This is a genomic window from Mesorhizobium sp. L-8-3 (assembly GCF_016756615.1).
Classification (GTDB): domain Bacteria; phylum Pseudomonadota; class Alphaproteobacteria; order Rhizobiales; family Rhizobiaceae.
The window spans coordinates 947,172-973,329 of sequence record NZ_AP023262.1 but is presented as its reverse complement, the minus strand read 5'-3'; the positions used below and the strand labels follow the sequence as shown (position 1 = coordinate 973,329).

Here is a 26,158-nt window from a genome sequence, read left to right as displayed (position 1 = left end):
GGCCACGGGTCGACCTCAGTCGCCGATCGGATTGATGTCGTTCACGAAGCGGAGCATGTCCACCATCGTGAAATCTCCGGGTTTCGCCGAAGGCAGGGTCGGTTTCCAGTTCTTGGCCTTCCACAGGAAGGAGTTCTGGTCTCCATGGATGAGGCCGACGAAGACCTCCGCGACGATGATCGAGCCGAGCGGCCCCAGGCGCAGCCCGTCATGGCGGACCTTGGCCTCCTTGAGAATGTAGTACCAGAGCGGGGTGGCCGTATGCAGGCCCAGTTGTTTGCAGATCGCGCCATCAGTGGAGCCGTTGCTGTCCGACGCGATCTCATCCGGCGTCAGCGGATCCTTCATCCGCATGTGCTTTGCCACGTCCTGGCCGGAAGGCAGGCCGAGATTGACGCCGCGCTTCAGGTTGCGGAAGGCGAGGTTGCCGCCGCCGCCGGGCAGCGCGTGCAGGACCTCGGCCAGCTGCGTGTCGAGCTTGCGCGACGGGCTCATCGGGACCGCTGCCCCTCCGCTGTCGCCGAGCGCATAGAAGCGCCGCCAGTCTATGATCCCGTTGCTCGGCAGGGCCGCGACCGGGATCTGACCGATGGGAGGATTTGGCGCGAGGTCGCCGACGATGCCTCCGGAGAGCCCGCTGAAGTCGAAGAAGAGCTGAAACGGGGTGCCGGGGAAAATCCTGTTGTGACCGTATCCCTGTCGCACCATGCTGTGTCCGAGACGGTAGGCGGCAGCCGAGAATTCCACCGGCATGAACGGCACCTTCTTGAAGCGGTAGAACTTCCGGCCGTCATGCAGGATCTTCGCGACGGTGCCCTTTCCGGCGAGCCGTTCGACCCAGTCGTGCAGCACGATCCACTGATAGTGCCAGGTTACGATCCTGCGCGCTTCCCTGAAGATATCGGCCGGCGGATTGGCGCCGGCGGAAAGCATGTCGCAGACCTTGTTGTGGAACTTGAGGAACGCGAGGTGCGTCTGTGCAATCAGCAGATTCTCGTCGTTGCGGTGGTCGCCGATGAGGGCGAAACCTTCCGGGCTGCGGGGCAGGTCGTTGCGGAAGTCGCCGACGACATTGCCGAACGGAACAGTGATGTTCTTGCCGATCAGCATCTTCGGACCGGGCTTGTTGCCGTTGGCCGGGTTGCGCGCATAAAGATGCGGGCTGCCGTCCGGGCCGAGGCCATAGACGCAATCGAGATCGACCCCCGGCGTGCGGAAATTCTCGATGCCGAGCGGGTCCTTCTCCTTGTCGCCCAATGAGGTGAGATCCAGCGTGACGTCGTGGTCCACGAACTGGCCGAAAAAGGTGAAGCCCCTTGGGATTTGCTTGTTGTCGCCCGTTTCGGCCGTGGGGTCCTTGTCCACCATGGCCTTCGACAGCGTCTCCAGCTTGGAATCCGGAACGTTGAGCGGCGCCAGTTTGGGAAACATCCGGCCGAACATGCCCGGATCCTTGTTGCCAGACAGAATGTCGAGCAGCGCCCGCGTCGCGTGGCGCCCGGCGACGCCATGTCCCGGCGTCACCTTCACGGCATTGGCGTTGGCGGCCGGTTTGGCTTCGAGATTGGCGACCTTGGCGGCGAAGACCGCCGCCGGCGAGGTCTGGGCTGCTGATGTGGGCTTGAGTGACATGGCGAGCTCCTGGGCCGGGTGTCGGGCTTGATTGCCCGGCACCTGGCTGCCGCTCCGATCCATCCTGCTGTTCGAGCCCTGGCCGGATTCCGATGCGGTCCCTGCCCCTCCCCTCGAAGCGCCATTGTCGGGCACGGCAAGATACAGGATTCAGGAGTGTTTCTCCTGAAGCATATGAAGAAATTCAAATGTCAATCCATTGCAAGGAAAGTATAGCCTCGACGTCGTAATATATCAAGTAACGGTCAGCGCGAGTCCGAACCGAACACTCCGAAGTCGATTTCGGATGTTTATTGATGGACCAAGAAGAGAAAGTCTTGGCGAATCCGGGGAGGGCGTCCGGTTTGGCCTGCTGCATTTCACAAGGGCCGTATTCACGTTTTGATCAACCCGCCACAGCATCCGGGGCGCGCGGACAATCGGCACGCGCGCAAAGCCGTTCGCGAGGGACGGGCGTCGCGTCTGTTCCGTCGGCTTCACCGCGACCGGTGCGCGCGGTTCCGTACGATATGGCTGATGGCGGCGACGTTGGAACTGTCGAGGCAGGTCGGATGGACCTTGTTGCCCCGCCAACGCCGGGTAGACTGCAGGTCGGAGAGGAACCGGCCGCAGCCGGTGCAGAACAGCGTCTGCTCGTCGATCGAATGTGAGAAATACTGGAAGCTGGACATTGATCCTGTTTCTTCTGGTGAAGGGCCTTTCCGTGTTGTGGATCGCTTTGGTCAACGCCTCTCGAGTGCCATTGTTCCGACGGGTCGGCCATGCGTCGAAACGTCCGGCTGCGGCGGAACAGGGGCGGTGGTCCCGGAACGCCGCCGACCTCTCAAAAAAGTGCCCCCACCATTACCCGTTCCGCTGCGGGCCACGGGCCTCGCCCGTCCTTCGGACCCCCGTGAGAGCCGGGGAGAAGACGGGCGGCCGCGACGATCGGCATTCAACCTCGACGGTCACAGCTCCTTCTCCGCCAGTTCGCGGAACGCATCGGGCACCGATCGCGAGATCTCCAGCGCCACCGACCCGTAGCCTACAGCGTCCCAGCCGAAACGGTCGCGTATCCTGTCGATCGCGCGGTCGGCCACCCAGCGGGCAGCGCCCCTGCTGCTGCCGGGGCGGCGTTTCTCGTCGTCGAGCCCCAGCGGCAGGTCGAGCTGCAGGCCGGCTTCCGTCTCCAGATGGGACACCGAGATCGCCAGCAGCGAGATCGTCCTTTCCTGAGGATGGTCGGCAAGCGCGGAGCGCACCAGCTCCTCGGCGATCTCGGCCAGGATTCCGGTGGCCGAGATCGGCGCGTCCAGCGTGACCGAGCGCGTCACCGACCGCAGGTCGGCGAAACGCACGCGCACCGTGACCGTGCGGCCGGGCCAGTCCTTCGCCCGCAGCCGGCTGCAGACGCGGTCGGCGAGATGGCGCAGCGCCGGGCGGTAGATCCGTTCCTTCGCCGGCTTCATCCCCAGCGCCGACTGGGCTCCGGCCGATCGCGCCCGCTGATGCGTCTTGATCTCCCGGGGGTCGCGGTTCCAGGCGAGCGCCGAGAGTTTTTCGCCGGCTGCAGGCCCGAGCAGCCTTTCGAGCGAGCGGCCCGGCGTCCGCGCCAGCTCGCCGATGGTCGAGACGCCTGCCTCGGCGAGCCTCGCCTTCGTCACGGGGCCGACGCCCCACATAAGTTCGACGGGCAGGTCGTGCAGGAAGGCGAGCTCGGTTGAGGGATCGACCACCACCAGCCCGTCGGGCTTGGCCACCTGCGAGGCGATCTTGGCGAGATGCTTGGTGCGCGCCACCCCGATCGAGATCGGCAGGCCGAGTTCGTCCCGCACGCGGCGCCGGATCGTGGCGGCGATTTCGGCCGGCGGGCCGAAGAGATGCGTGCAGCTGGCGACGTCGGCGAAAGCCTCGTCGATCGAGATGCGCTCGACCAGCGGCGTGTAATCCCCGAGCACCGCGATCGCGGCGTCGCCGAGCCGCTGATAGTCCTTGAAGTGGCCGCCCACGAAAACCAGCTGCGGGCAGAGCTCGCGCGCCCGCCGCCCCGGCATGCCGCCGCGCACCCCGAACGCCCTGGCCTCATAGGAGGCCGCCAGCACAACGCCGCCGCCGACCGCGATCGGCCTGCCCCGCAGCGAGGGGTCGAGGAGCTGCTCCACCGACGCATAGAAGGCGTCGAGATCGGCATGCAATATCGTGGCTGGCGTTTCCATGCCGACCGTCGACGCGCGGTCAGCCGACAGGCCGCCGCAACTGTTGTGGGATGACTTCGATATGGAACATAAAGAGAACAAACGGGCGCGAGAGTCAAGTCGGCGCGGCGGCTTGATCGGTTCCCCAACCGGGGCCTGCTGCATCGCACCCGGCGCTGACCGCTGTCGCTTGTCCTCAAGGCAGCGGCTTTCCGGCAGCAGCGACTCCAGCTCGGATACGGCCTATTGCACATACCCGATCGGCTGCCCGGTCACGGGGTGCTGGAACACCCCCATCTCGACGCCGAAAATGTCCCGCAGCACCCCGATGCGCATGATCTCGTCGGGCGAGCCGCGCGTCAGAAGCCGGCCCTGCCTGAGCGCAACCAGTTCGTCGCAATAGCGCGCGGCCATGTTCGGATCGTGCAGCACGAGCACCACGCAGAGATCGCGCTTGCGGCTTAATTCCCGTACGAGACCGAGCACCTCGACCTGATGGGCGAGATCGAGTGCCGAGGTCGGCTCGTCGAGCAGCATGACGCCGGCATTCTGCGCCACCAGCATCGCGAGCCAGGCCCGCTGGCGCTCGCCGCCGGACAATTCATCGACCAGCCGGTCCGCGAAGCCGGACATGTCGGTGAGCGCGAGCGCGTCCTCGACATGGCGGCGGTCCTCGGCGCCGAAGCGGCCGAGGGCGCCATGCCAGGGATAGCGCCCGAGGGCCGCCAGTTCCTCCACGGTCAGGCCGGTCGCACCAGGTGTCGTCTGCGGCAGATAGGCGAGGGACCGGGCAAGCTCCCGCGCGCCCCAATGGGCGAGCGGCCGCCCGAAGAAGCTGATCGAACCCGCCGTCGCCTCCTGCTGCCGGGCAAGCAGCTTGACCAGCGTCGACTTGCCAGAACCGTTGTGCCCGATGAGCCCATAGACCCGGGCGCGCTCGAACTCCAGAGAGATGGGGCCGAGCAGGGTGCGCTCGCGCACCGCGAAACGCGCGCCGTCCACCGTGAAAGCATTCGTCACAGGCCAGTTCACCCTGTTGCGAGGCGCGGGGAAAGAGCGCCGTCGGCCGTTGACTATTAAACATGAGATGCATAGTCAACATTATGAATGGAGCAACCCTAGGCAGCGGTGAGAGGGACGAGCCGCAACCCATGTTCCGCCATCTGCTGCAGCGGCGTTCGAATGGTGCGTTGCGGCTTCGACAAAGGGGATCGGCATGATTGGAAGCAGCACTGCACCGCAGGACGAGCCACGCGGGGACGAATGGCGCAGTGGGCTTTCGCACCGTCGACACGGCCTCCTTCTGCTCGCATCGACCGTTATCGGCGTCGTCGCCGCGCCCGCGGCATTTGCCCAGGAGGCGCAGAGCGTCCGGACGGCCCAACTGGAAGAAATCACGATCCGGGAGCGCATCGAGAATGCCTGGGGGCCTGTCGACGGCTACGTCGCCCATCAGAGCGCGACCGCCACCAAGACCGACACGCCGCTGATCGAGACGCCGCAATCGATCTCCGTCGTCACCGCCGACCAGATGGACGCGCAGAGTGTCGAGAGCATCGGCAATGCGCTTCGCTATACGGCGGGTGTGACGGGCGAGCAGTTCGGCAACGATCTGCGCGGTTTCGGTCTTCAGATCCGCGGCTTCGGCGTTTCGGACGAGGCTTTCTACAAGGACGGCTTGCGCCTGAAGGGGACCGATTTCGCGAGCTTCCTGGCGTTCGATCCCTACGGTGCGGAGCGGCTCGAGATCCTGCGCGGGCCGAGCTCGGTGCTCTACGGGCAGAACAGTCCCGGCGGCATCGTCAACTATGTCAGCAAGCGCCCGGTGGACCAGACCTTGCGCGAGGTCGAGTTCAGCGCCGGCAGCTTCGACCGTTTCCAGGGTCAGTTCGACATGGGCGGCAAGATCGACGATCTCGGCGTCTGGACGTTCCGGCTCACCGGTCTTGCGCGCGACGGCGACACCCATGTCGACTATGTCGAGGACAATCGCCTCTTCATTGCGCCGGCCCTGACATGGCGGCCCGACGCCGACACCAGCCTGACGCTGCTGGCGAGCCTCCAGAAGGACAATGCCGGCTGGGGCATCCAGTTTCTGCCGGCCAGCGGCACGGTCAAGCCCAATCCCTTCGGCAGGCTGCCCGCCAGCCGCTTCGTCGGCGAGCCGGACTTCGACAAATACGATCTGACGCTGGCCACGATCGGCTATGAATTCCAGCACCGTTTCAACGAGACCTGGCAGGTGCGCCAGAACCTGCGATACGCCTATCTCCGCAACGTCCAGGACGGCGTCTTCGGCAGTGGCCTCGAACCCGACGGGCGGACCTATAACCGCTACGCCGACGAAGGCCGCTCGCAGCTCGGCAACTTCGCCGTCGACAACCAGGCGCAGGCCGACTTCGACACCGGCCCCGTCAGGCACAAGCTGCTGATGGGCCTCGACTACCAGTACAACGACTACAGCGACTGGGGCACCTATGCCGATGTCGATCCGATCGACATCTTCGATCCCGTCTATGGTGCGCCGCTCCCGCCGCTCGCCGTCTATCAGGATTCGAAAAACAAGCAGAGCCAGTTCGGCATCTACGCGCAGGACCAGGCGAAGCTCGGCAACTGGGCGCTGACGGCAGGCGGCCGCTACGACTGGACCAACAACGAAACGTTGGACAAGCTCAGCGGCGACACCAGCGAACAGGCGGACGACGCCTTCACCGGGCGTGTCGGCCTCGTCTATCTCTCCGACATCGGGCTTGCGCCCTATGTCAGCTACTCGACGTCCTTCCTGCCGGAACTCGGCACCGACGCCTCCGGCAACCTGTTCGATCCCACGACCGGCGAGCAATACGAGGTCGGCGTCAAGTACCAGCCGCAGGGCTGGAACAGCTTCATCACGCTCGCCGCCTTCGATCTCACCAAGGAGAACGTCGTCCGCTACTTCGGCAACGATCCATTCCAGACCGGCAAGATCCGGTCGCGCGGCATCGAGGTGGAGGGCGTGGCAAGCTTCGATTCCGGTCTCGATGTCAAGCTCGCCTATACCTATCTCGATGTCAGCATCCGCGACGATTCGGAAGGCAACGAGGGCAACACGCCCTATGGCGTGCCGGAACACCAGGCATCGCTGTGGGCCGACTACACCATCCCCACCGGCCAGTTCGAAGGCCTCGGCTTCGGCGCGGGCGTTCGCTACATCGGTTCGACCTATGGCGACGACGCCAATTCCTTCAAGGTGCCGGCCGTGACGCTGGTCGACGCGGCCCTCCACTACGACTGGCGTGATTTCCAGTTCAAGCTCGCGGCGAGCAACCTCTTCGACGAGGAATATGTCGCCTCCTGCTTCTCCGAGGCGTTCGGCTGCTTCTACGGCGAGACCCGCAAGGTCACCGGCTCTGTGAAGTATCGGTGGTAGGCCGGAGCGCGGCGTGCGGAACCTTTCGCGTCGTGCGGTGCTGGCCGGCCTTGCGGCCGCGGGGGCGATGCCGGCGCGGGCGGCCGCGCCGTCGCGCATTGCGTGCCTCGAATGGACGTCGGCCGAACTGGTCGTCTCGCTCGGCCTCGAACCGATCGCCGTCTCCGACACGAAGGGCTATCGCGACTGGGTGGCCGCCCCGCCCCTGCCCGCGGGCACCATCGATCTCGGCTCGCGCGGCGAGCCGAACCTCGAGCTGCTTGCCGAATTGAAGCCGGACCTCATCGTGGGCGCCTATGGCTACGGCCTTGATGCCGCAACCTTCGCCCGCTTCGCGCCTGTCTGGAACGTGCCCTTCTACGACGGCACCGGCACACCCTATGCCCAGGCCGAAAGCGAGGCGTTGAGGCTCGCGAGGCATCTGGGCCGGACCGACATCGGGGAACGCTTCGCCATTGCGGCCGCCGCCACGATCGCAGCGGCAAAGGAGAAGCTCGCGGCGCGGGCGGCGGAGCCGCTCGCCGTGGTCAGCATGTTCGACGATCGGCACGTCCGCATCTACGGGCGCGGCGGCCTCTTCCAGGACGTGCTCGACCGGATGGGCGTAGCCAACGCCTGGACAGGCGAGACCAACAGTTGGGGTTTTTCGACAACAGGCATCGAGCAGCTGGTGGCTGTCGGCGAGGCGCGGCTGATCTCGCTCGACCCGATCCCGCCGCACGTGGCGATCCGCATCGCCCGGAGTTCCCTCTGGGCCAACCTGCCTTGTGTGCGGGCAGGCAAGGTGACGACCATCCCGCCGGTCTGGCCTTTCGGCGGCCTCGCCGCCGCCGCCCGTTTCGCCGGGCTGCTGGCCGAGGCGGTGTAGTCCGATGCAGCCTTCATCCGCCATCCCCTGCAACGGAGGCGGCAGTGCCCGTCGCCGCCCCAGAAGCGCCGCATGAGGACTCGCGCTCCCGCACTCCATCGCACCGGTCCGTCTGGCTGGGGCCTTGCGCTGCTCATCGCGTTGCCGACCGTCGCCGCCGCCTGGCTGACGCTCTCGGGCATGGCCGAGCTGCTGCCGACGCCGCTCTGGTGGCAGGCGCTGGTTGCGACAGACATCGCCGACCCGCGTCAGCTGCTTTTCCGGTACGCCGAACTTCCGCGTCTCGCGATTGCGATCCTGGCCGGTGCTGCGCTCGGGCTCTCCGGCGCGCTCCTTCAGCAGGTGCTGCGCAACCCGCTCGCCGAGCCCACGACGGTCGGCACTTTCGCGGGAGCAAGCCTGGCGCTGACGGTCGCCACGCTTTATGCGCCGTGGCTGCTGGTGCACGGCCGCGAGGCCGTGGCACTGGCCGGCGGCGGCCTCACGACCCTTGCGGTCCTGGCGCTGGCGATCGGTCGAGGCTTCTCCCCCGTGACGATCATCATCGGCGGGCTGGTGGTCAGCCTCACCTGCAGCTCGGCGAGCGCCCTGCTGATGGCGATGAACCGGGAATATTCGGAGGAACTGTTCATCTGGCAGACCGGTTCGCTGGTCCAGAACGGCGACCGGGTGGCGCTCGCATTGGTGCTATGGCTCGCGGGGGGCATCGTTGCCGCCGCCGCCTTCATCAGGCCCCTCGGCCTGCTCGACCTGTCCGACGAAGGCGCGGCCAGCCTGGGCACGAGGCCGGCCATGATCCGGCTTGCCGGGCTGGCGGTGGCGGTGGCGCTTGCAGCGGCAGTGGTCGCCGCGGTCGGCGTCATCAGCTTCGTCGGCCTTGCCGCGCCGGCACTGGTGCGGCTCGCGGGAGCGCGCTCGCTGCCGGCCCGCCTGGTCTGGGCGGCCCTGTTCGGCGCCGCCCTCCTGTGGTTCACCGACCGGTTGGTTCGGATCCTGCCGCTGCCCAGCGAGATTCCGGCTGGAACGGCGAGCGTCCTGCTCGGCGCCCCGCTTCTGCTGTTGCTCCTGGGTCGGCTGCGTGCCGGACCAGTTCGAGGCGGAACAATGCCGGTCCCGATGCGGACGGGTCCAAGGCCGCCGCTGATCCTGTTGGCCGTGATCCTCGCGCTCGCTGTTGCGGCAGCGCTGTTCTTCGGGCGCGGCGCCGCGGGTTGGCACTGGGTTCCGCCCGCCGATCTCGCCGAGTTCCTCGCCTTGCGCGCGCCGCGTGTCGCCGTCGCGCTGTCGGCCGGCGTGATGCTCGGGGTCGCGGGCACTCTGATGCAGCGCATGACCGGCAATCCGATGGCCGCGCCCGAAGTGATGGGCGTTTCCGCGGGCGCCTCGCTCGGCGTCCTGGCACTTTTCTTCCTCACCACCGGCATCGATCGCCCGGGTCTGGCTGCGGCCGCCGTCCTGGGGGCGCTAGCCACGCTGGCCGCGATAACCGCTGTGGGCCACCGCCACGATTTCGCGCCGGAAAGGCTGCTGCTTGCCGGCGTTGCGCTCGCCACCACAGGTTCGGCGGTGCAGGCGGTCGCGCTCGCCAGCGGCGATCCGAGGCTTGATTTCCTGCTCGGCTGGCTATCCGGTTCGACCTGGCGGTCGACCGGCGCCGATGCGCTTGCGGCGGGCGCCACCGCCGTTCTCGTGCTCGCGCTGGCGCCGCTCACCGCCCGCTGGCTGGAGATCCTGCCGCTCGGCGACGCTGCTTCCCGTTCGCTCGGTCTGGGGCTCGCCTTTGTCCGCGGCGCCCTGCTCTTGCTGACGGCGCTGCCGACGGCTGTGGCCACGCTCGTCATCGGGCCGTTGAGCTTCGTGGGCCTCGTTGCTCCGCATCTGGCCGCAATGCTGGGTTTCCGGCGGGCGCTGCCGCAGCTTGCCGCCGCGGCCGCTCTGGGCGGACTGACCCTCGTTGCCGCCGACTGGCTCGGCCGCACGCTCATCTTCCCCTGGCAGGTGCCGGCCGGGCTGCTCGCCGCCTTCGTCGGCGGGCCCTATTTCATGGTCCTGATGCTGGGAAAGGGAAGGGCTGCGTAGCGAAGTCGTCGGCGGCCGATACTGCCCAAACCCCGCTTTCTGTTTTGCCGGCTTGACGTTCAAACCGGCAGCCGACATTGTCGGTTGTGCGCCTGCGCCGGGGTCGCCGCGGGGATGTTCGATCCTCGGCCGTTTTGCATTGCCGGAGTACCAGACCAGTGGGCACGTCCCAACGAGCCCCCGCCGCGAGGCCGATGGAAGCAAGAGAACCGGCCGGAACGCAGGCGCCGGGCTCCGCCGCCCCCAAACCCCGTCATCGAAAGATCGGCATGCCCGGCCCCCTGCGCAAGCATTGGGTCGGTCCGCTCAACGTCCATCTGAGCCTCCTGATCATCCTGCTGCTCGCCGCAACGGCCGTGCCGCTCGTATGGCTCTCCTACGACCGCGGCCGCCACCTCGCCCTTTCCGCGGCCGCCGAGAGCATGCAACTCCTGACCGAGCGCACCGCCGATCGCTACCGGATCGTGTTCGACAGCGTCGAACCTTTCGTCACCATGACCGCGGTGTCGGACGCCTTCGCCACGCCGCCGCCCGGTGCGCTGGAGCGCAAGCAGCAGACGCTCCTCACTGCCCTGCGCGATTCCGACTATATCGACGGTCTCTTCGCAGGCTATCCGGACGGGAGCTTCCTGCATGCCGTCAGCCTTGCGGACAGCCCGGCCTGGCGGTCCGTGCTCAATGCGCCCGCCGAAGCGGCCTTTGCCCTGCGCACCATCTGGCGGGACGGCGAGGGCCGCATGGTTTCGACATGGCGTTTCCTGGCCCGGACGGGCCGCGAGCTTTCCGTGTCGGGCCCGGCGGACGCCCGCTACGATCCGAGGACGAGGCCCTGGTACCAGATGGCGTCGACCGTGCCGGGCACGGTCGGGATCGGCCCTTATGTGACGGCGACGACCAGGTCGCCTGCCCTCACGGTCGCGCGCGGCCATGCCGACGACGGGCGCATCGTAGTCGGCGCCGACATCATGCTGACTGCGATCGCCAGTTTCCTGGCGACCGAGAAGGTCTCGCCCGACAGCCTTGCCTATGTCCTGGACGGCTTCGGGAAACCCATCATCCATTCCGACCCGGCCGTGATGGAACGCCTGCTGGCCGCGCCGCCGGATGCCGCCGGCGCAGCGCTTGCGATCGATGATCCGGTCATTGATGCCGCGCGGGCGGCGATGGCCGCGGGGCCGCGGGAGGATCTGGCTCATTTCCGTTTCGAGGTCGGTGGCAAGCCCTATCTCGGCAGCGCTACCATCATGCGGGTCTCGCCTTCTCTGGAAGGCAACACGCTGCTGGTCGCCGCGCCGCTGTCCGACTTCACCGCCGAAAGCTACCGGTTGCTGCGCCAGGGACTGCTCATCTCGGCCGCGGTGCTGGCGATTGGCATCGCTGCGACGGTTGTCATGGCCAATCTGATCACACGCTCGCTTTCGGTGTTGACCCGCCAGGCCGCGCGGCTGGGCGACCTGGATTTTGCCGCGGCCTCCATGCCTTCCTCGAACATCGCCGAGATCAATTCCCTGGCGAGCGGACTTGCCGTGGCGCGCGACGCGATCAGCAGCTTCGCGCTTTATGTGCCGCGCGAACTGGTCCGCAAGATCGTGGCCAACAGCGCGATCGCATCGGAAACGGCGGTCCGTCAGGAAATCTCCGTACTCTTCACCGACATCCGCGACTTCACGACCATCTGCGAGAAGACCAGTCCGGAGGAGGTGGTAGGCCTCCTGTCGGCCTATTTCGATGCGATCAACGCCAGCGTGGAAGCCAATGGCGGCTCGATCGTCCAGTTCCTGGGCGATTCCGTCTGCGCCATGTGGAACGCCCCGATCGGCGACCCCGACCATGCCGGCCATGCCTGTCGCTGCGCCCTCGACATCGCTGCGACCGTGGAGCGCTTCAATGCGCGCCAGGAGGCGCTGGGCCAGCCGGTCTTCGTCACCCGCATCGGGCTCCACAGCGGCGCGGCCGTGGTCGGCAATGTCGGCGCTGCCAGCCGGCTGCAATATACGGCCATGGGCGACACCGTGAATGTCGCCTCCCGCCTGGAGGGGATCAACAAGCGATTCGGCACGACCATTCTGGTGAGCCGTGCCGTCGTTGCCCGCTGCGGCGATGCCTTCGTCTTTCGCCCGCTTGGAAGGACGCAGGCCAAGGGACGTTCCGCCCGCCTTGACATCTTCGAACTGGTCGGCGTCCGGGCCGAAGCCGACGGCGGGACAAATGCCGCGGTCGGCAAGGTTGGCGACTGAGGCGGCGGCGTTCTTCACCGCAATGCGCGAAGAGGTCGGGGAGCGTCGCGTTTTTTGCGTTGCACAATCGGGCGCGTTGTTCACAATGGGCGCATGCCTTCGCGCGCGCTGACAATCCTGGTGATCGACGAGAACCGTATCCGCGCTTCGATCATCGAAGCGGGCCTGCGCGATGCCGGTCACGACAAGGTCACCGTCGTGCATGACGTGGCCGGGATCGCGAAACGCGTCGCCGACATCCAGCCCGACGTCATCGTGATCGATCTCGAAAATCCGAACCGCGACATGCTGGAGAACATGTTCCAGCTTTCGCGCGTCGTGCGCCGGCCGATCGCCATGTTCGTCGACCGGTCCGACAGCGCCTCGATCGAGGCGGCGGTGGACGCGGGCGTTTCGGCCTATGTCATCGACGGGCTGCGCAAGGAACGGGTCAAGCCGATCCTCGACATGGCGATCAGCCGCTTCAATGCCTTCTCGCGCATGGAGCGGGAGCTGGAGGAGGCGCGCTCCGAACTCGCGGGCCGCAAGCTGGTCGAGCGCGCCAAGGGCATATTGATGAAGTCGCGCGGACTGAGCGAGGACGAGGCCTACGCGCTGCTGCGCAAGACGGCCATGAACCAGAACCGCAAGATCGGCGACATCGCTCAAAGCCTGGTCATGGCTGCGGGTCTGCTGGAGCCGGGAGAGGATTCGTGAAGCGCTATTCAGTCACCGCCGGATTCCTGCCGCTGCTGGACAGCGCGATCCTGGTCGCGGCCCGGGAGAAAGGTTTCGCGGAGGCCGAAGGGGTCGAGCTCAGCCTCGTTCGCGAAAACTCCTGGGCGAGCATCCGCGACAGGCTTGCGGTCGGCCATTTCAACGTCGCGCATATGCTCGCCCCGATGCCGATCGCCTGCAATCTGGGCCTGACGTCGCTGGCGGCCGAAACGATAGCGCCGTTGGCGCTCGGACTGGGCGGCAACGCGGTGACCGTGTCTCTCGACGTCTGGTCCGCGATGCTCGGCCATGACGCGTCGGGCGACTTTGCCCCGTTTGCGGCCGGCCGCGCCCTGGCTGCGGTCATTTCCGATCGCCGTCGCACCGGCAAGGAAATATTGCGTTTCGCCGTGGTCCACCCGCATTCGGGACATAATTACGAGCTGCGCTACTGGCTTGCCGCCTGCGGCGTCGATCCCGAGACGGAGATAGAGATCGTCATCGTGCCGCCGGTCCTGATGGCGGATGCGCTAGGTGCGGGCCGTATCGACGGTTATTGTGTCGGCGAGCCCTGGAACACCGCCGCCGTCGCCCTGGGCGTCGGGCGCATCGTGACGACCAAGGCGGCGATCTGGAAATCCAGCCCGGAGAAAGTCCTTGGTGTCGCCGCGAGCTGGGCCGCGAAGGACCCCGACATATTGTCCGCCTTGTTGCGCGCGCTCTATCGAGCGTCCGAATGGTGTGGCGCGCCGTCCAATCATGACGAGTTGGCCCGCTTGCTGGCAGCGCCCGCCTATGTCGATTGCCCCGCCGAATGGCTGCGCCCGGCGTTGAGCGGCGCGATCGATGCCGGCGAGCGCGAGGCTGTCGCCGTGACCGATTTCTTCGTCCCGCACGCCAAGGCGGCGACCTTTCCATGGAAGAGCCATGCATTGTGGTTCTACAGTCAGATGGTGCGATGGGGCCAGGTTCCGGCGAACGAAGGCAACGAGACGATCGCGCGCGGCACATATCGGCCGGACCTTTACCGCGCTGCCTTGCGCGAACTGGGCGTGGCCCTGCCCGGCGCCAATTCGAAGGTCGAGGGCGCGCTCAAGGTCGAAACGCCGGTCGGCTCGGCGGGCGCAAGCCTGACGCTGGGCCCGGATGGGTTCTTCGACGGCGCGGTCTTCGATCCCGACCATGTCGCCGCCTATCTTCGCAGCCAGTCCCACCCACCCTCCGAATGATGATGCCGACATAGGCAGAATGATGCGATGCACAAAAGTTGTGCATCGCATTGCGGCATCGTGCCGGATTCTTTGACAGGCACCGTCGCGGCCAAAATCGCTCCCCTTGATCCCACTCCGTTGAATCCAAAGAGGAATTTCTACGGAAGCCAAATTGGCACGGTTCCTGCTTATTGGTTTTCAGGCCCGATCAGGGTCACGAGATTTGCGTCCAATGACGGGCGCGCGAGGGCAAAGCTGCCGATCAGGCCGATGCGCGATCCCACGGATGCGCAAGGTCTGGCCGGCAGCTTTTTCGTTTTTAGCCACAGGGCAGCGCCCCCCACGCTGCGTATGGAGCGAAGAGTGAGTACAGCTATTCCAGCAGCCACCAGCCAGGGTCATGCGGCGACCCGCGCGCTTTCCATGTCCACCATCGCCTTCACCGTCTGTTTTGCGGTGTGGACGATCTTCTCCATCATCGGGGTCAGGATCAAAGCCGAGCTTGGGCTCACGGACACGCAGTTCGGTCTTCTGATCGGCATGCCGATCCTGACCGGCTCGCTCGTGAGGATGCTGCTCGGCATCTGGACGGATCGCTTCGGCGGACGTCTCGTCTACACGGCGACGATGCTTGCGGCGGCAGCGGCGACCTTCCTGCTCGCCTTCGCCACGACCTACCCCCAGATGCTGATCGCCGCGCTCGGCGTCGGCCTCGCCGGCGGCTCGTTCGCCGTCGGCGTCGCCTATGTCTCCCGCTTCTATCCGGCAGCTCGGCAAGGCACGGCGCTGGGCATCTTCGGCGTCGGCAATGTCGGCGCGGCGGTCACCAAATTCGTCGCGCCTTTCGTGCTGCTCGCCTGGGGCTGGCAGAGCGTCGCGCTGGTCTGGGCGGCGGCGCTGGTGGTGATGGCGCTCGCCTTCTGGCTCGGCACCGAAGACGACCCGGTGATCCGCGAACGCCGCATTTCCGGTGCCGGGCAGGCCCGCAGTTTCCTCGCCGAGTTCGCGCCGCTGAAGGACATCCGTGTCTGGCGCTTCGCGCTCTACTACTTCTTCGTCTTCGGCGCATTCGTCGCGCTGGCGCTCTGGCTCCCCCGCTATCTGATCGGCGTCTACGGCTTCGACATCGCGACCGCAGGCATGATCGGCGCGGCCTATTCGATCCCGGCCTCGATCTTCCGCGCCTATGGCGGCGTCCTGTCGGACAGGATCGGCGCGCGCACCGTGCTCTATTGGACCTTCGCCGTTTCCGCCGTGGCCTGTGCGGTGCTCTCGTTGCCGGTCGCCGACTACACCGTGCGGGGCATAAACGGACCGATCAGCTTCCATTTCGAGATCGGGCCGATTGCCTTCGTCGCGGTTGCCTTCGTCCTCGGTTTCTTCATGAGCCTCGGCAAGGCGGCGGTCTACAAGCACATTCCAGCCTACTACCCGCACAATGTCGGTGCGGTGGGCGGCCTCGTCGGAATGATCGGAGGCCTCGGCGGCTTCGTCCTGCCGATCGCCTTCGGAGCCCTCAACGACCTCACCGGCGTCTGGTCGAGCTGCTTCATGGCGCTTCTCGCCATCGTCCTCGTCTGCTTCGGCTGGATGCACGTCACCATCCTGCGGATGGAACAGGCGCGGGCGCTGGCCGAACAGGCCGTCGTTTCGCCGGCTGAATAGTGCCAACGGTCGATGAGATCGACCGTTGGAGCGCGCGACTGCGCGCCGCGCCCGTTGGCGCGAAAGCCAAGCGGCCCGGATGGGCCGCGCCGGCGACTGAGGCCGCCTGGATGCGCCAGCATCCAGGCCCACTGGGATATTACTTCAGGGAATGCACGTCATGACCGAGAAACTCGTCATCATCGGCAATGGCATGGCGCCCGGCCGGATGCTGGAACATCTGCTGGAGGCCGCGCCGGACCGTTACCGGATCACCATCTTCAACGCCGAGCCGCGCGTGAACTACGACCGCATCATGCTGTCGCCCGTGCTTTCGGGCGAGAAGCAATATGAGGAGATCGTCATCCATGGCGACGGCTGGTACATCAAGCACGGCATCACGCTCTACAAGGGCCACAGGATCGTCGCGATCGACCGCGAGGCGAAGACGGTCACCTCGGACCAGGGCGTGACCGAACCCTATGACAGGCTGGTCATCGCGACCGGGTCGGTGCCCTTCATCATTCCGGTGCCGGGCAACGACCTGCCCGGCGTGCTGAGCTATCGCGACCTCGACGACGTCAATGCCATGCTGCTCGCGGCACAGTCCCGCGCCAAAGCGGTCGTCATCGGCGGCGGTTTGCTGGGCCTCGAGGCGGCGGCGGGTCTCAAGGAACGCGGCATGGACGTCACGGTGCTGCATGTCATGCCGACGCTGATGGAACGCCAGCTCGACCCTGCCGCAGGCTATCTCCTGCAGAAGGCCGTCGAAGCGCGCGGCATCAAGGTGATCACCAAGGCCAATACCAAGGCCATCGTCGGCAACGGCAAGGTCGAGGGTGTCGAACTGGCCGACGGCACGACCATTCCGGCCACACTCGTGGTCATGGCGGTCGGCATCAGGCCCAATGCCGGGCTCGCCAAAGAGGCGGGGCTGGCCATCAATCGCGGCATCGTCACCGACGACAGGATGCAGACCTCGGATCCGGACATCCTGGCGCTCGGCGAATGCGCGGAGGTCGGCGGCCATGTCTATGGCCTGGTCGCGCCGCTCTACGAGATGGCGCGTGTCGCGGCCGCCGGGCTCGCCGGCGGCGAGGACAGGCGCTTCGTGCATTCCGATACGCCGACCAAGCTCAAGGTCACCGGCATCGACCTTTATTCGATCGGCGATTTCGCCGACGGCGACGATCGCGAAGAGATCATCCTGCGCGATGCGTCGGCCGGCATCTACAAGCGCGTGATCCTCCAGGGCAACAGGATCATCGGTACCGTGCTGTTCGGCGAAACCGGCGACGGCGCCTGGTTCAACGACCTCAAGAAGAAGGAGGTCGATATCTCGGAGATGCGCGACACCCTCATCTTCGGTCAGGCTTTTCAGGGGGGCGCCTCCGCGGACCCTCTGGCGGCCGTTGCGGCACTGGCGGATGACGCCGAGATCTGCGGCTGCAACGGCGTCTGCAAGGGAAAGATCGTCTCAACCATCACGGCGAAGGGGCTGACCTCGCTCGACGACGTGCGCGCCCACACGAAGGCCTCCGCGTCATGCGGCACCTGCACGGGTCTGGTCGAGAAGCTCATGGCGCTCACTCTGGGCGACGGCTACAACCCGGCCGCCGTTCAGCCGATGTGTTCCTGCACCACGCTCGGCCATGACGAGGTCCGCCGGCTGATCAAGGCCACGGGGCTGAAGACGATCCCGGCCGTCATGCAGGAGCTGGAATGGAAGACGTCCTGCGGCTGCGCCAAATGCCGTCCGGCGCTGAACTACTATCTCGTCGCGGATTGGCCGGACGAATATGCCGACGACTATCAATCCCGTTTCATCAACGAGCGTGTTCACGCCAACATCCAGAAGGACGGCACCTATTCCGTGGTGCCTCGCATGTGGGGCGGCGTCACGTCAGCGAAGGAATTGCGCGCTATCGCCGACGTGGTCGACAAATTCGCCATTCCGACGGTCAAGGTCACCGGCGGGCAGCGCATCGACATGCTGGGCATAAAGAAGGAAGACCTGCCTGCGGTCTGGGCTGATCTCGGCCAGGCCGGCTTCGTTTCCGGCCATGCCTACGCAAAAGGCCTGCGTACGGTGAAGACCTGCGTCGGAACGGACTGGTGCCGTTTCGGAACGCAGGACTCGACCGGCCTCGGCATCCGCATCGAGAAGTTCATGTGGGGCTCGTGGACGCCGGCCAAGGTGAAGATGGCGGTGTCGGGCTGTCCGCGCAATTGCGCCGAGGCGACCTGCAAGGACGTCGGCGTGGTGTGCGTGGATTCGGGCTACGAGATCCATTTCGCCGGCGCGGCCGGGCTCGACATCAAGGGCACGGAAGTGCTGGGCCTGGTCAGGACGGAGGACGAGGCCCTGGAGGCGATCGTGGCGCTCGTCCAGATGTATCGCGAGCAGGCCCGTTATCTCGAGCGCATCTACAAATGGGCCAAGCGTGTCGGCATCGAGGAGATCCGCCGGCAGATCATGGAAGATCCCGACAGGCGCAAGACCTATTTCGATCGCTTCGTCTTCAGCCAGAAATTCGCGCAGGTCGATCCGTGGTCGGAGCGCGTCTCCGGCAAGGACAAGCACGAGTTCCGGCCGATGGCCGTGGCGGACTTCAAGGAGGCGGCGGAGTGAAGTTCCGCGATCGCTCCGACCACAGAGGGCAGCTTCACATGACCTGGTTCGACATCGGCACGATGGACGACATTCCGCAGCGCGGAGCGCGTTGCGTGACGACGCCGCAAGGCAGGATCGGCGTCTTCCGCACGCATGACGATCGCATCTTCGCCATCGAGGATCATTGCCCGCACAAGCGCGGTCCGCTCAGCCAGGGCATCGTCCACGGCGCGGCGGTCACCTGCCCGCTGCACAACTGGGTGATTTCGCTGGAAACCGGGAAGGCGACAGGAGCCGACGAGGGCTCGGTCAGGACGATCCCGGTCAGGGTCGAGGACGGACGCATCTCGATCGCGCTCGGCGAGGCGCTGTTGGCGGCGGAGTGACGGCGGTATGAGCGATGCAGGCCAGGCACCCGAAGTGAGGACGACCTGTCCCTATTGCGGGGTCGGTTGCGGCGTGCTGGCCAGGGTCGCCGCGAGCGGCAAGGTGTCCGTCCGCGGCGACCCCGATCATCCCGCCAATCGCGGCAGGCTGTGCTCGAAAGGGTCGGCGCTGGCCGAAACCATGGGCCTCGACGGGCGCGTGCTCCATCCCGAGATCGCAGGAAAACGGGTCGATTGGGATGCCGCTCTCGACCTCGTCGCTCGCAGGTTTTCCGAGACTGTCGCGGCGCACGGTCCCGACTCGGTCGCCTTCTACATCTCCGGCCAGTTGCTGACGGAGGACTATTACGTCGCGAACAAGCTGATGAAGGGTTTCATCGGCTCCGGCAATATCGACACCAATTCGCGGCTTTGCATGGCGTCGTCGGTCGCGGGTCACCGCCGGGCCTTCGGCGAGGATATCGTTCCGGGCGTCTATGACGATTTCGAGCAAGCCGATCTGATCGTGCTCGTGGGGTCCAATACGGCCTGGTGCCATCCGATCCTCTACCAGCGCATGCTGGCGGCGCGGAAAGAGCGCGGATCGAGGCTCGTCGTGATCGATCCGCGCCGCACCGCGACGGCGCAGGAGGGCGACCTTCACCTTGCGCTCGACCCGGGTTCCGACGTGCTGTTGTTCAACGGCCTGCTGGCGCATCTGGCGCGGGCCGGCAAGGTCGATGAGAACTATTGTGCGGCCAGCACGTCTGGCTTCGACAGCGCCGTATCGCTAGCCCTGGCCGATGCGCCGTCGGTCGAGCGGGTCGCCGAAGGCTGCGGCCTCGCCGCGGCCGATGTGCGCCTGTTCTTCGAACTCTTCGCCGCGACGGAACGGACGGTCACCGTCTACAGCCAGGGCGTGAACCAATCCGCCCATGGCACCGACAAGGTCAACGCCATCGTCAACTGCCATCTCGCCACGGGCCGCATCGGCATGCCGGGCATGGGGCCGTTCTCGGTCACGGGCCAGCCCAATGCGATGGGCGGCCGCGAGGTGGGCGGCCTCGCCAACCAGCTTGCCGCCCATATGAGCTTCGAGCAGGCGGCGGATGTCGATCGCGTTGCCCGCTTCTGGGGTGCGCCGGACATGGCGCGCAAGGCCGGCCTGAAGGCGGTCGACCTTTTCCAGGCCGCCGGCGACGGCCGGATCAAGGCGCTGTGGATCATGGGCACCAATCCGGCCGTGTCGATGCCGGATGCGGGCCGCGTACGCGCCGCACTGAAGGCCTGCGATTTCGTGGTCGTGTCCGATGTCACGCGAACCGACACGACCCGATATGCCGATGTCTTCCTGCCGGCCGCCGCCTGGGGCGAGAAGGACGGCATGGTCACCAATTCGGAGCGTCGACTGTCGCGTCAAAGACCGTTCATGCAGGCGCCGGGTGAGGCGCGAGCCGACTGGCGCATCATCTGCGACGTGGCACAGCGCATGGGTTTTGGCGGCTCGTTCGACTATGCCGGTCCCGCGGCGATCTTCCGCGAACATGCCGCACTTTCCGCCTTCGAGAATGATGGGGAAAGGCTGTTCGATATCGGCGCCCTGACAACTCTCGACAACGAGAGCTACGAAACCTTCGAGCCGCGTCACTGGCCGGCGCGCGCCGGAGGCGAGACTTCGGATCGCCTTCTCGGGCGAGGGCGCTTTCCGACCTCGGATGGTCGCGCGCGTTTTGTGCCGGTGAGGCAGGAAGGTGTCGCCGGCGCAGTCGATACCGCCTTCCCGCTAGCCCTCAATACAGGCCGCCTGCGCGACCAGTGGCACACCATGACGCGCACCGGCCGCGTGCCGCGCCTGATGGCGAATGCGCCCGAGCCTGTCGTCGATCTTCATCCTCGGGATGCGGCCGCGAATGGGGTGAAGGATGGCGATCTCGCGCATCTCTCGACGCGCTACGGTTTCGCCCGCGCCAAGGTGCGCGTCACCGATGCGCAGCGGCCGGGCCAGGCGTTCCTGCCGATGCATTGGAGCGGCCACTTCGCCGCCAATGCGGGCGCGGGCTCGCTTTCCTCGCCGATATCGGACCCCTTCTCCGGTCAGCCCGAGCTCAAGCATGTGCCCTTCCGCATAAGGCGCGAGGAGACGGCATGGACCGGCGTTCTGATGAGCCGGCGCGACTTGCGGCCGACCGGCTTCGTGTATTGGAGCCGGCAGAAGGTGGAAGGAGGCTGGGTCTACGAGTTCGGAGGAACCGAAACGCCCGATCAAGGCATACTGCTCTGCCGGAAATTTTTCGAAGCATTCGATCCGGGCCGGATGCTGGAGTACCGTGATCGGCGTGGACTCGCCTACCGCGCGGCCGTCGTCGACGAAGCCGGGGCGATGGTCGAGGCGCTGCTGGTAGCAGCTCCGGGTCAGCTCCCGGCGCGGGATTGGCTGGTTTCGCAGCTCGGCTCACGCGCTCCGCTGACACTGGCCGAGCGCCAGGCACTGTTGTCCGGCCGCGCGCCCGTGGCCGTTCCATCCGCAGGGCGCATCGTGTGTTCCTGTTTCAATGTCGGCGTCAACCAGCTTGCCGACGCCGTCGCCGTGGGTTGCCGCGATCTGGAAGCCATCGGCAAAACCCTCAATGCCGGCACGAATTGCGGCTCCTGCCGTTCCGAGATCAGGACCATCATCGATGCAGCTCATATCCAGGCAGCCGAGTGATCCGGCGCCGGCCCGTATTCGGCCCCTCAGTGTCCTGCCGGTCTTTCTCGACCTCCAGGGCAAACGCGCGGTGGTCGCGGGAGGCACCGACGGAGCGGCATGGAAGGCCGAATTGCTCGCGGCGGCCGGAGCGCATGTCCACGTCTATGCGCCGGCCGGCGACGTTTCTTCCGAAATGCGCCGCGTCATCGATCGCGAACCGGCAATCATTCACCATCAGCGGGTCTGGGACGCGGCAAGCCTGGAAGGTGCTGCCGTGGCGTTGGCGGACGCCGAGGGCGATGACGAGGCGGCTCGTTTCGAGGCGGCCGCGCGAGCGGCGGGTGCCGCCTGCAACGTCATCGACAAGCCTGCCTTGTGCCATTTCCAGTTCGGCTCGATCGTCAATCGCTCGCCCGTCGTGGTCGGCATCTCCACCTCGGGCGCCGCGCCGATCCTGGGCCAGGCGATCCGCCGCAGGATCGAGGCCTCGCTGCCGCCCGCGCTCGCCGAATGGGCGGCCCTGGCGCGCCGGCTGCGCGACCGCGTGACGGAACGGCTTGCTCCGGGCCCCTGCCGCCGCGCCTTCTGGGAAAGGCTCGTCGATCGCGCTTTCGGGCCGGCTCCCACCGCCGATGCAGAAACCGAGCTTCACGAAGCGATTGCCGTCGGATCGGCTGTTGGCCGGACCGGTCACGTCACCTTCCTTGTGGTTCCGGGCGATGCCGAATTGCTGACCTTGAAGAGTGTGCGGGCCCTGCAGGCGGCCGATGTCGTCCTCTTCGACCACCACGTTCCGGACGACGTGCTGGAGCTGGCGCGCCGCGAGGCTGGACGCATTCCGGTAAGCCGGCGGGGAGGGCCGGAATCCAGCCCACGCGAGATCGCCGACATGATGGTGAGCCTCGCCAGAGATGGCCGCCGCGTCGTGCGGCTGCGGCACTGCGACGAGATGATGGCCGGCAACGCTGGGGAGATCGAAGCCTTGGGTCGTGCCGCTATCACCTATGACGTCGCGCCGGGGGTCGGCACGGTGGCAGCCACGGTGGCCGCCACGGACGTCGCGCCCGGCGCCGGTTTTCAGCGCGCGGGCAGGGATCGCGTCACCCGGCCCGGCCCGTCATGGATCCTGTTCCGAAGATCCGTTCGGGGATTTCGATCCCGGCCGGTTCGTCATCCGCTTCCCCGGCTGCTTCGCGAGTGACGGTCGACGTCATTCTTCGCGCGCGGGTTCTGGGCGCAGAAGCTGCAGCTCGCCCTTGTCTGGACCTGCCGAGGTTACTGAAACGACTGCGTCGGCAATGTCTGCGCCTTCGCCTTGAACGCGGACGAATACCGGGTTCATGTCGACCTCGCACACGGAATTCCGTTGATCGATCAACATGGTGCTGACCTTCAGCAGCAGGTCGACGAGCGCCTCGACATCGGCCGGAGGCGCTCCACGAAAGCCTGCAAGCAGGTCCGCAACCTTCGTCTCGGCGATCATGGCAAGGGCGTCGCCCCGGGTCAGGGGCGCAAGGCGGAACGCCACGTCGCCGAACGCCTCGGCATGGACGCCGCCCGCGCCGAACATGACCGCCGGTCCGAGCGCGGGGTCGCACATGCCGCCCACGATGACCTCGACGCCGCCCGGCAGCATCGGCGCGACGAGCACGCCTTCGAATTCGACCGAACGGTCGAGACGGGCGGGGATCGCGACAATGTCCTCATAGGCGGCGCGAACGGCCGCGGCATCGCCGAGCCCGATCCGAACGCCGCCGATATCCGACTTGTGCGGCAGATTCCGGGAGACGATCTTGAGGACGACGGGATAGCCGATCGTCCCGGCAGCGGCGACCGCATCATCAGCGCTTCGAACGAGCTTCTCGCTCGGCACCTCAATGCCCGCTGCGCGGAGGATCGCCTTGGACTCCGCTTCGTTGAGCGTGGTCAGGTCGGTGCTGCCGCCCTGCGTCAAAGCAGGCGACGACACAGCCGACATCTGCACCAGGCGCTTCCGTGCTTCGGCAAATCGCCACAGGGCGCCAAGACCGCGGATGCAGCGCGCCGGCGTCGGGTAGACCGCGATGCCCGCGTCGCGCAGCAGGTCGACGCCCTTGCACGCCGCCTCGTCGATCGGCGTCCAGGACACCGTCACCGGCAAGCCGGTGCTGCGCGCCATGTCCGCGATCGCCGTCACGGCGCGGGTCGCCGCAACGCCGCCGATCGCGGCAAGCCCGATCGCCACCATGTCGAACGCGCCGGATTGCCCGGCGAGCCGGATGGCCTCGCCGAACGCCTCTCCGCCGCTGATCGCCTCCGCGGTCACGTCGAGCGGGTTCGATACGCTCGCGAAGGCGGGCAGGATCTTGCGCAGGTCGCCGAAGAGTCCGTCTCCGAGGGGCGGCGTCGCGAGGTCGTATCTCGCCGTTCGGTCGGTCATGGCGATGCCGGCGCCGCCCGACAGCGTGACCATCAGCACCCGGTTTGAGGCAGGCAGTTCGGGCGCCGCGAACGCCTTCAGGCAGTCGGCCATGTCGGCGATGTCGTCGACGTCGATGATGCCGAACTGGCGGAAGGCGCTGAAGTAGAGCCCGGCATGACCAGCGAGATTGGCCGTGTGCGAGGCCGCCGCCCTGGCGCCGCTGTCGGTATTGCCGACCTTCCAGACCACGAGCGGCTTGCGCAGGCGCAACGCCTTCAGCGCGATCTGGCGCAGGCGGACGCCATCGCGCAGGCCCTCGACATAGGCGCCTACCGAGGTCGTGCCGTCATCGTCGAGATATGCGTCGATCAGGTCGAGCGTGCTTACATCGGCTTCATTGCCGGTCGAGACGTAGTGGCGAAGGCCGACGCCCTCGCCATTGAGCCCCATCACGATCGAATTGCCGAAGGCGCCGGATTGCGACGTCAGGCTGGTTCCGCCGACCTCGTAGTCGAGGCCGTACGGCACGCCGAAGCCGAGCCGCACGCCGTCGGCAATGTTCATCATGCCCTGGCAGTTCGGGCCGACGATGCGGATGCCGCCTTCCTCGGCCGCGCGCTCCAGCGTCGCCTGCAGGGCCTCGCCGTCGGGGCCCGTTTCCGCGAAGCCGGAGGAGAAAACGATGGCAAAGCGCACGCCGAGCCGACCCGCCTCCAGGATGATGTCGGGAACCATTGCGGCCGCCACCGCAACCACGACGAGGTCCGGCGCCGAGGGCAGGGCGGCGAGGCTCGGATAGCTCTTCAGCCCGCCGATCTCGGCATGGCGCGGATTGATCGGGAAGACGTCGCCGTCGAAGCCCTTCTCGCGCAGATATCTGATCGGCTGGCCGCCGATGGCGAGCGGGTTGGAACTTGCGCCGACGATGGCGATGGACCGCGGCCGGAAGAGCGTCTCGAAGGAGGTGCTGGTCGTCATTGGGCGCCCTTCAATGTCAGCTTGGCGATGGTGAGTTGGTGGATCTGGCTCGTGCCCTCATAGAGACGGAACAGCCGGACATCGCGGTAGAAGCGCTCGATGGCGCTGTAGTCGGCGACATAACCCGAACCGCCGAACATCTGGACGGCGCGGTCGGCGACGCGGCCGCACATCTCCGAGGCGAAATACTTGCAGATCGAGGATTCAAGGCTGGTGTCGCGCCCCGCGTCGCGCTTGCGGGCCGTTTCGAGAACGAGCGCGCGGGCCGCGTGGATTTCGGTCTGGCAGTCGGCAATCATGGCCTGGACGAGCTGGAAGTCGCTGACCGGCCGGCCAAACTGGCGGCGGCTCGTCACATGGCCGATCGCCTCGTCGAGCATTCGGATCGCCGGGCCGATGCACAATGCAGCGAGATGCAGCCGCTGCTTGTTCAGCACCTTCATCGTCGTGCGGAAGCCCATGTTTTCCGCGCCGCCGATCAGGTTGGCGGCCGGCACGCGGCAATCGGCGAAGTGAACCTCGGAGACGGGCGAGCCGGCCTGCCCCATCTTGCGGTAGGGTGCGCCGGTGGTAAGCCCCGGCGTGTCGCGCTCGACGACGAAGGCGCTGACGCCGCGCGCGCCCCGATTGTCCGGATCGGTCCGCGCCAGAACGGTGAAGAGGTCGGCGATCGGAGCGTTGGTGATGAAGGCCTTCGAGCCGTTGAGGACGTAAGTGTCGCCGTCGCGGACCGCGCTGGTGGCGAGCGCCGCCGCATCCGAGCCCGCATCGCGCTCCGTCAAGGCCAGGCAGCCGGTCAGGGAGCCGCTTGCCAGTCCGGGCAGGAAGCGCCGCTTCTGGTCCGCGGTTCCGTCGGCAACCAGCGCTTCGGAGCCGATGCCGGTATTGGTGCCGACGCGGGCGCGAAAGGCGACGGCGCATTGCGACAGTTCGAGCGCCGCCGTGACGAGTTCTTCCGCGGTCAGGCCGAGGCCGCCATATTCTTCCGGAATGCTCCAGCCGAAATAGCCGCGCGCCCGCATGTCCGAGACGATGTCGTCCGGCACCTCGGCGGCGGCTGCGACCCGTTCCTCGTTCGGGATCGCAACGGTGCGCACCCAGTCGCGCACGTCGGCCAGCAGCCGATCGAGCTTTGCCTGATCGCGGATCATATCTCCTCCC

General features: G+C 66.6%; 17 protein-coding genes. 11 read left to right on the top strand and 6 right to left on the bottom strand.

The annotated features are described in order from the left end of the window. Nucleotides 1-15 precede the first annotated feature (15 nt). From JN302_RS04475 to JN302_RS04460, 4 genes are all read right to left on the bottom strand, one after another. The gene (locus JN302_RS04475; RefSeq protein ID WP_202332022.1) at nucleotides 16-1,632 is read right to left on the bottom strand and encodes a peroxidase family protein; all 1,617 of its coding nucleotides are present in this window, start codon (nucleotides 1,630-1,632) and stop codon (nucleotides 16-18) included. A gap of 476 nt (nucleotides 1,633-2,108) precedes the next feature. Continuing rightward, the gene (locus JN302_RS04470) at nucleotides 2,109-2,303 is read right to left on the bottom strand and encodes a hypothetical protein (protein WP_202332020.1); all 195 of its coding nucleotides are present in this window, start codon (nucleotides 2,301-2,303) and stop codon (nucleotides 2,109-2,111) included. Nucleotides 2,304-2,579: 276 nt separating this feature from the next. Further along, complete coding sequence (gene dinB / locus JN302_RS04465; protein ID WP_202332018.1) at nucleotides 2,580-3,827, bottom strand: DNA polymerase IV; 1,248 nt, start codon at nucleotides 3,825-3,827, stop codon at nucleotides 2,580-2,582. A gap of 222 nt (nucleotides 3,828-4,049) precedes the next feature. Further along, nucleotides 4,050-4,826: an ATP-binding cassette domain-containing protein gene (locus tag JN302_RS04460; protein ID WP_202310288.1), complete on the bottom strand. Its 777-nt coding sequence runs from the start codon at nucleotides 4,824-4,826 to the stop codon at nucleotides 4,050-4,052. A 196-nt stretch (nucleotides 4,827-5,022) separates the two neighbouring features. Between JN302_RS04460 and JN302_RS04455 the strand changes: the two genes are divergently transcribed. The 11 genes from JN302_RS04455 (at nucleotide 5,023) to JN302_RS04405 (ending at nucleotide 22,819) form a co-directional block, all read left to right on the top strand. Beyond that, entirely contained in the window at nucleotides 5,023-7,215 is a 2,193-nt protein-coding gene (locus tag JN302_RS04455; RefSeq protein WP_202332016.1) for a TonB-dependent siderophore receptor, read from the top strand. A 13-nt stretch (nucleotides 7,216-7,228) separates the two neighbouring features. Continuing rightward, nucleotides 7,229-8,083 carry an ABC transporter substrate-binding protein gene (locus JN302_RS04450; RefSeq protein WP_244846191.1) on the top strand — a complete coding sequence of 285 codons (855 nt, stop codon included), beginning with the start codon at nucleotides 7,229-7,231 and terminating at the stop codon, nucleotides 8,081-8,083. Nucleotides 8,084-8,155: 72 nt separating this feature from the next. Then, nucleotides 8,156-10,162 carry a Fe(3+)-hydroxamate ABC transporter permease FhuB gene (gene fhuB, locus JN302_RS04445; protein WP_202332014.1) on the top strand — a complete coding sequence of 669 codons (2,007 nt, stop codon included), beginning with the start codon at nucleotides 8,156-8,158 and terminating at the stop codon, nucleotides 10,160-10,162. A 269-nt stretch (nucleotides 10,163-10,431) separates the two neighbouring features. Further along, nucleotides 10,432-12,399: an adenylate/guanylate cyclase domain-containing protein gene (locus JN302_RS04440; protein WP_202332012.1), complete on the top strand. Its 1,968-nt coding sequence runs from the start codon at nucleotides 10,432-10,434 to the stop codon at nucleotides 12,397-12,399. Nucleotides 12,400-12,492: 93 nt separating this feature from the next. Continuing rightward, nucleotides 12,493-13,095: an ANTAR domain-containing response regulator gene (locus JN302_RS04435; protein WP_202332010.1), complete on the top strand. Its 603-nt coding sequence runs from the start codon at nucleotides 12,493-12,495 to the stop codon at nucleotides 13,093-13,095. Further along, nucleotides 13,092-14,324, top strand: a complete 1,233-nt coding sequence (locus JN302_RS04430; RefSeq protein ID WP_202310283.1) for a CmpA/NrtA family ABC transporter substrate-binding protein — start codon at nucleotides 13,092-13,094, stop codon at nucleotides 14,322-14,324. Before JN302_RS04435 ends, JN302_RS04430 begins: the two co-directional genes overlap by 4 nt. Before the next feature lie 405 nt (nucleotides 14,325-14,729). Continuing rightward, nucleotides 14,730-15,971 carry an MFS transporter gene (locus tag JN302_RS04425; RefSeq protein WP_446720739.1) on the top strand — a complete coding sequence of 414 codons (1,242 nt, stop codon included), beginning with the start codon at nucleotides 14,730-14,732 and terminating at the stop codon, nucleotides 15,969-15,971. Nucleotides 15,972-16,131: 160 nt separating this feature from the next. Continuing rightward, nucleotides 16,132-18,582 (top strand): nitrite reductase large subunit NirB, encoded by a 2,451-nt coding sequence (nirB, locus tag JN302_RS04420; RefSeq protein WP_202332008.1) that lies wholly within the window; start codon nucleotides 16,132-16,134, stop codon nucleotides 18,580-18,582. Nucleotides 18,583-18,620: 38 nt separating this feature from the next. Further along, the gene (nirD, locus tag JN302_RS04415) at nucleotides 18,621-18,950 is read left to right on the top strand and encodes a nitrite reductase small subunit NirD (protein WP_202314529.1); all 330 of its coding nucleotides are present in this window, start codon (nucleotides 18,621-18,623) and stop codon (nucleotides 18,948-18,950) included. Nucleotides 18,951-18,957: 7 nt separating this feature from the next. Next, nucleotides 18,958-21,636, top strand: coding sequence for a nitrate reductase (locus JN302_RS04410; RefSeq protein WP_202332006.1), 2,679 nt, complete (start codon nucleotides 18,958-18,960; stop codon nucleotides 21,634-21,636). Then, on the top strand, nucleotides 21,608-22,819 hold the full coding sequence (locus JN302_RS04405; RefSeq protein WP_202332004.1) for a siroheme synthase family protein: 1,212 nt from the start codon (nucleotides 21,608-21,610) through the stop codon (nucleotides 22,817-22,819). Before JN302_RS04410 ends, JN302_RS04405 begins: the two co-directional genes overlap by 29 nt. A gap of 9 nt (nucleotides 22,820-22,828) precedes the next feature. Here JN302_RS04405 and JN302_RS04400 read toward each other — a convergent pair whose 3' ends face one another. Both JN302_RS04400 and JN302_RS04395 read right to left on the bottom strand, forming a co-directional pair. Continuing rightward, nucleotides 22,829-24,997 (bottom strand): acetate--CoA ligase family protein, encoded by a 2,169-nt coding sequence (locus tag JN302_RS04400; RefSeq protein WP_202332002.1) that lies wholly within the window; start codon nucleotides 24,995-24,997, stop codon nucleotides 22,829-22,831. Next, on the bottom strand, nucleotides 24,994-26,148 hold the full coding sequence (locus JN302_RS04395) for an acyl-CoA dehydrogenase family protein (protein ID WP_202332000.1): 1,155 nt from the start codon (nucleotides 26,146-26,148) through the stop codon (nucleotides 24,994-24,996). Before JN302_RS04395 ends, JN302_RS04400 begins: the two co-directional genes overlap by 4 nt. Nucleotides 26,149-26,158 lie beyond the last annotated feature (10 nt).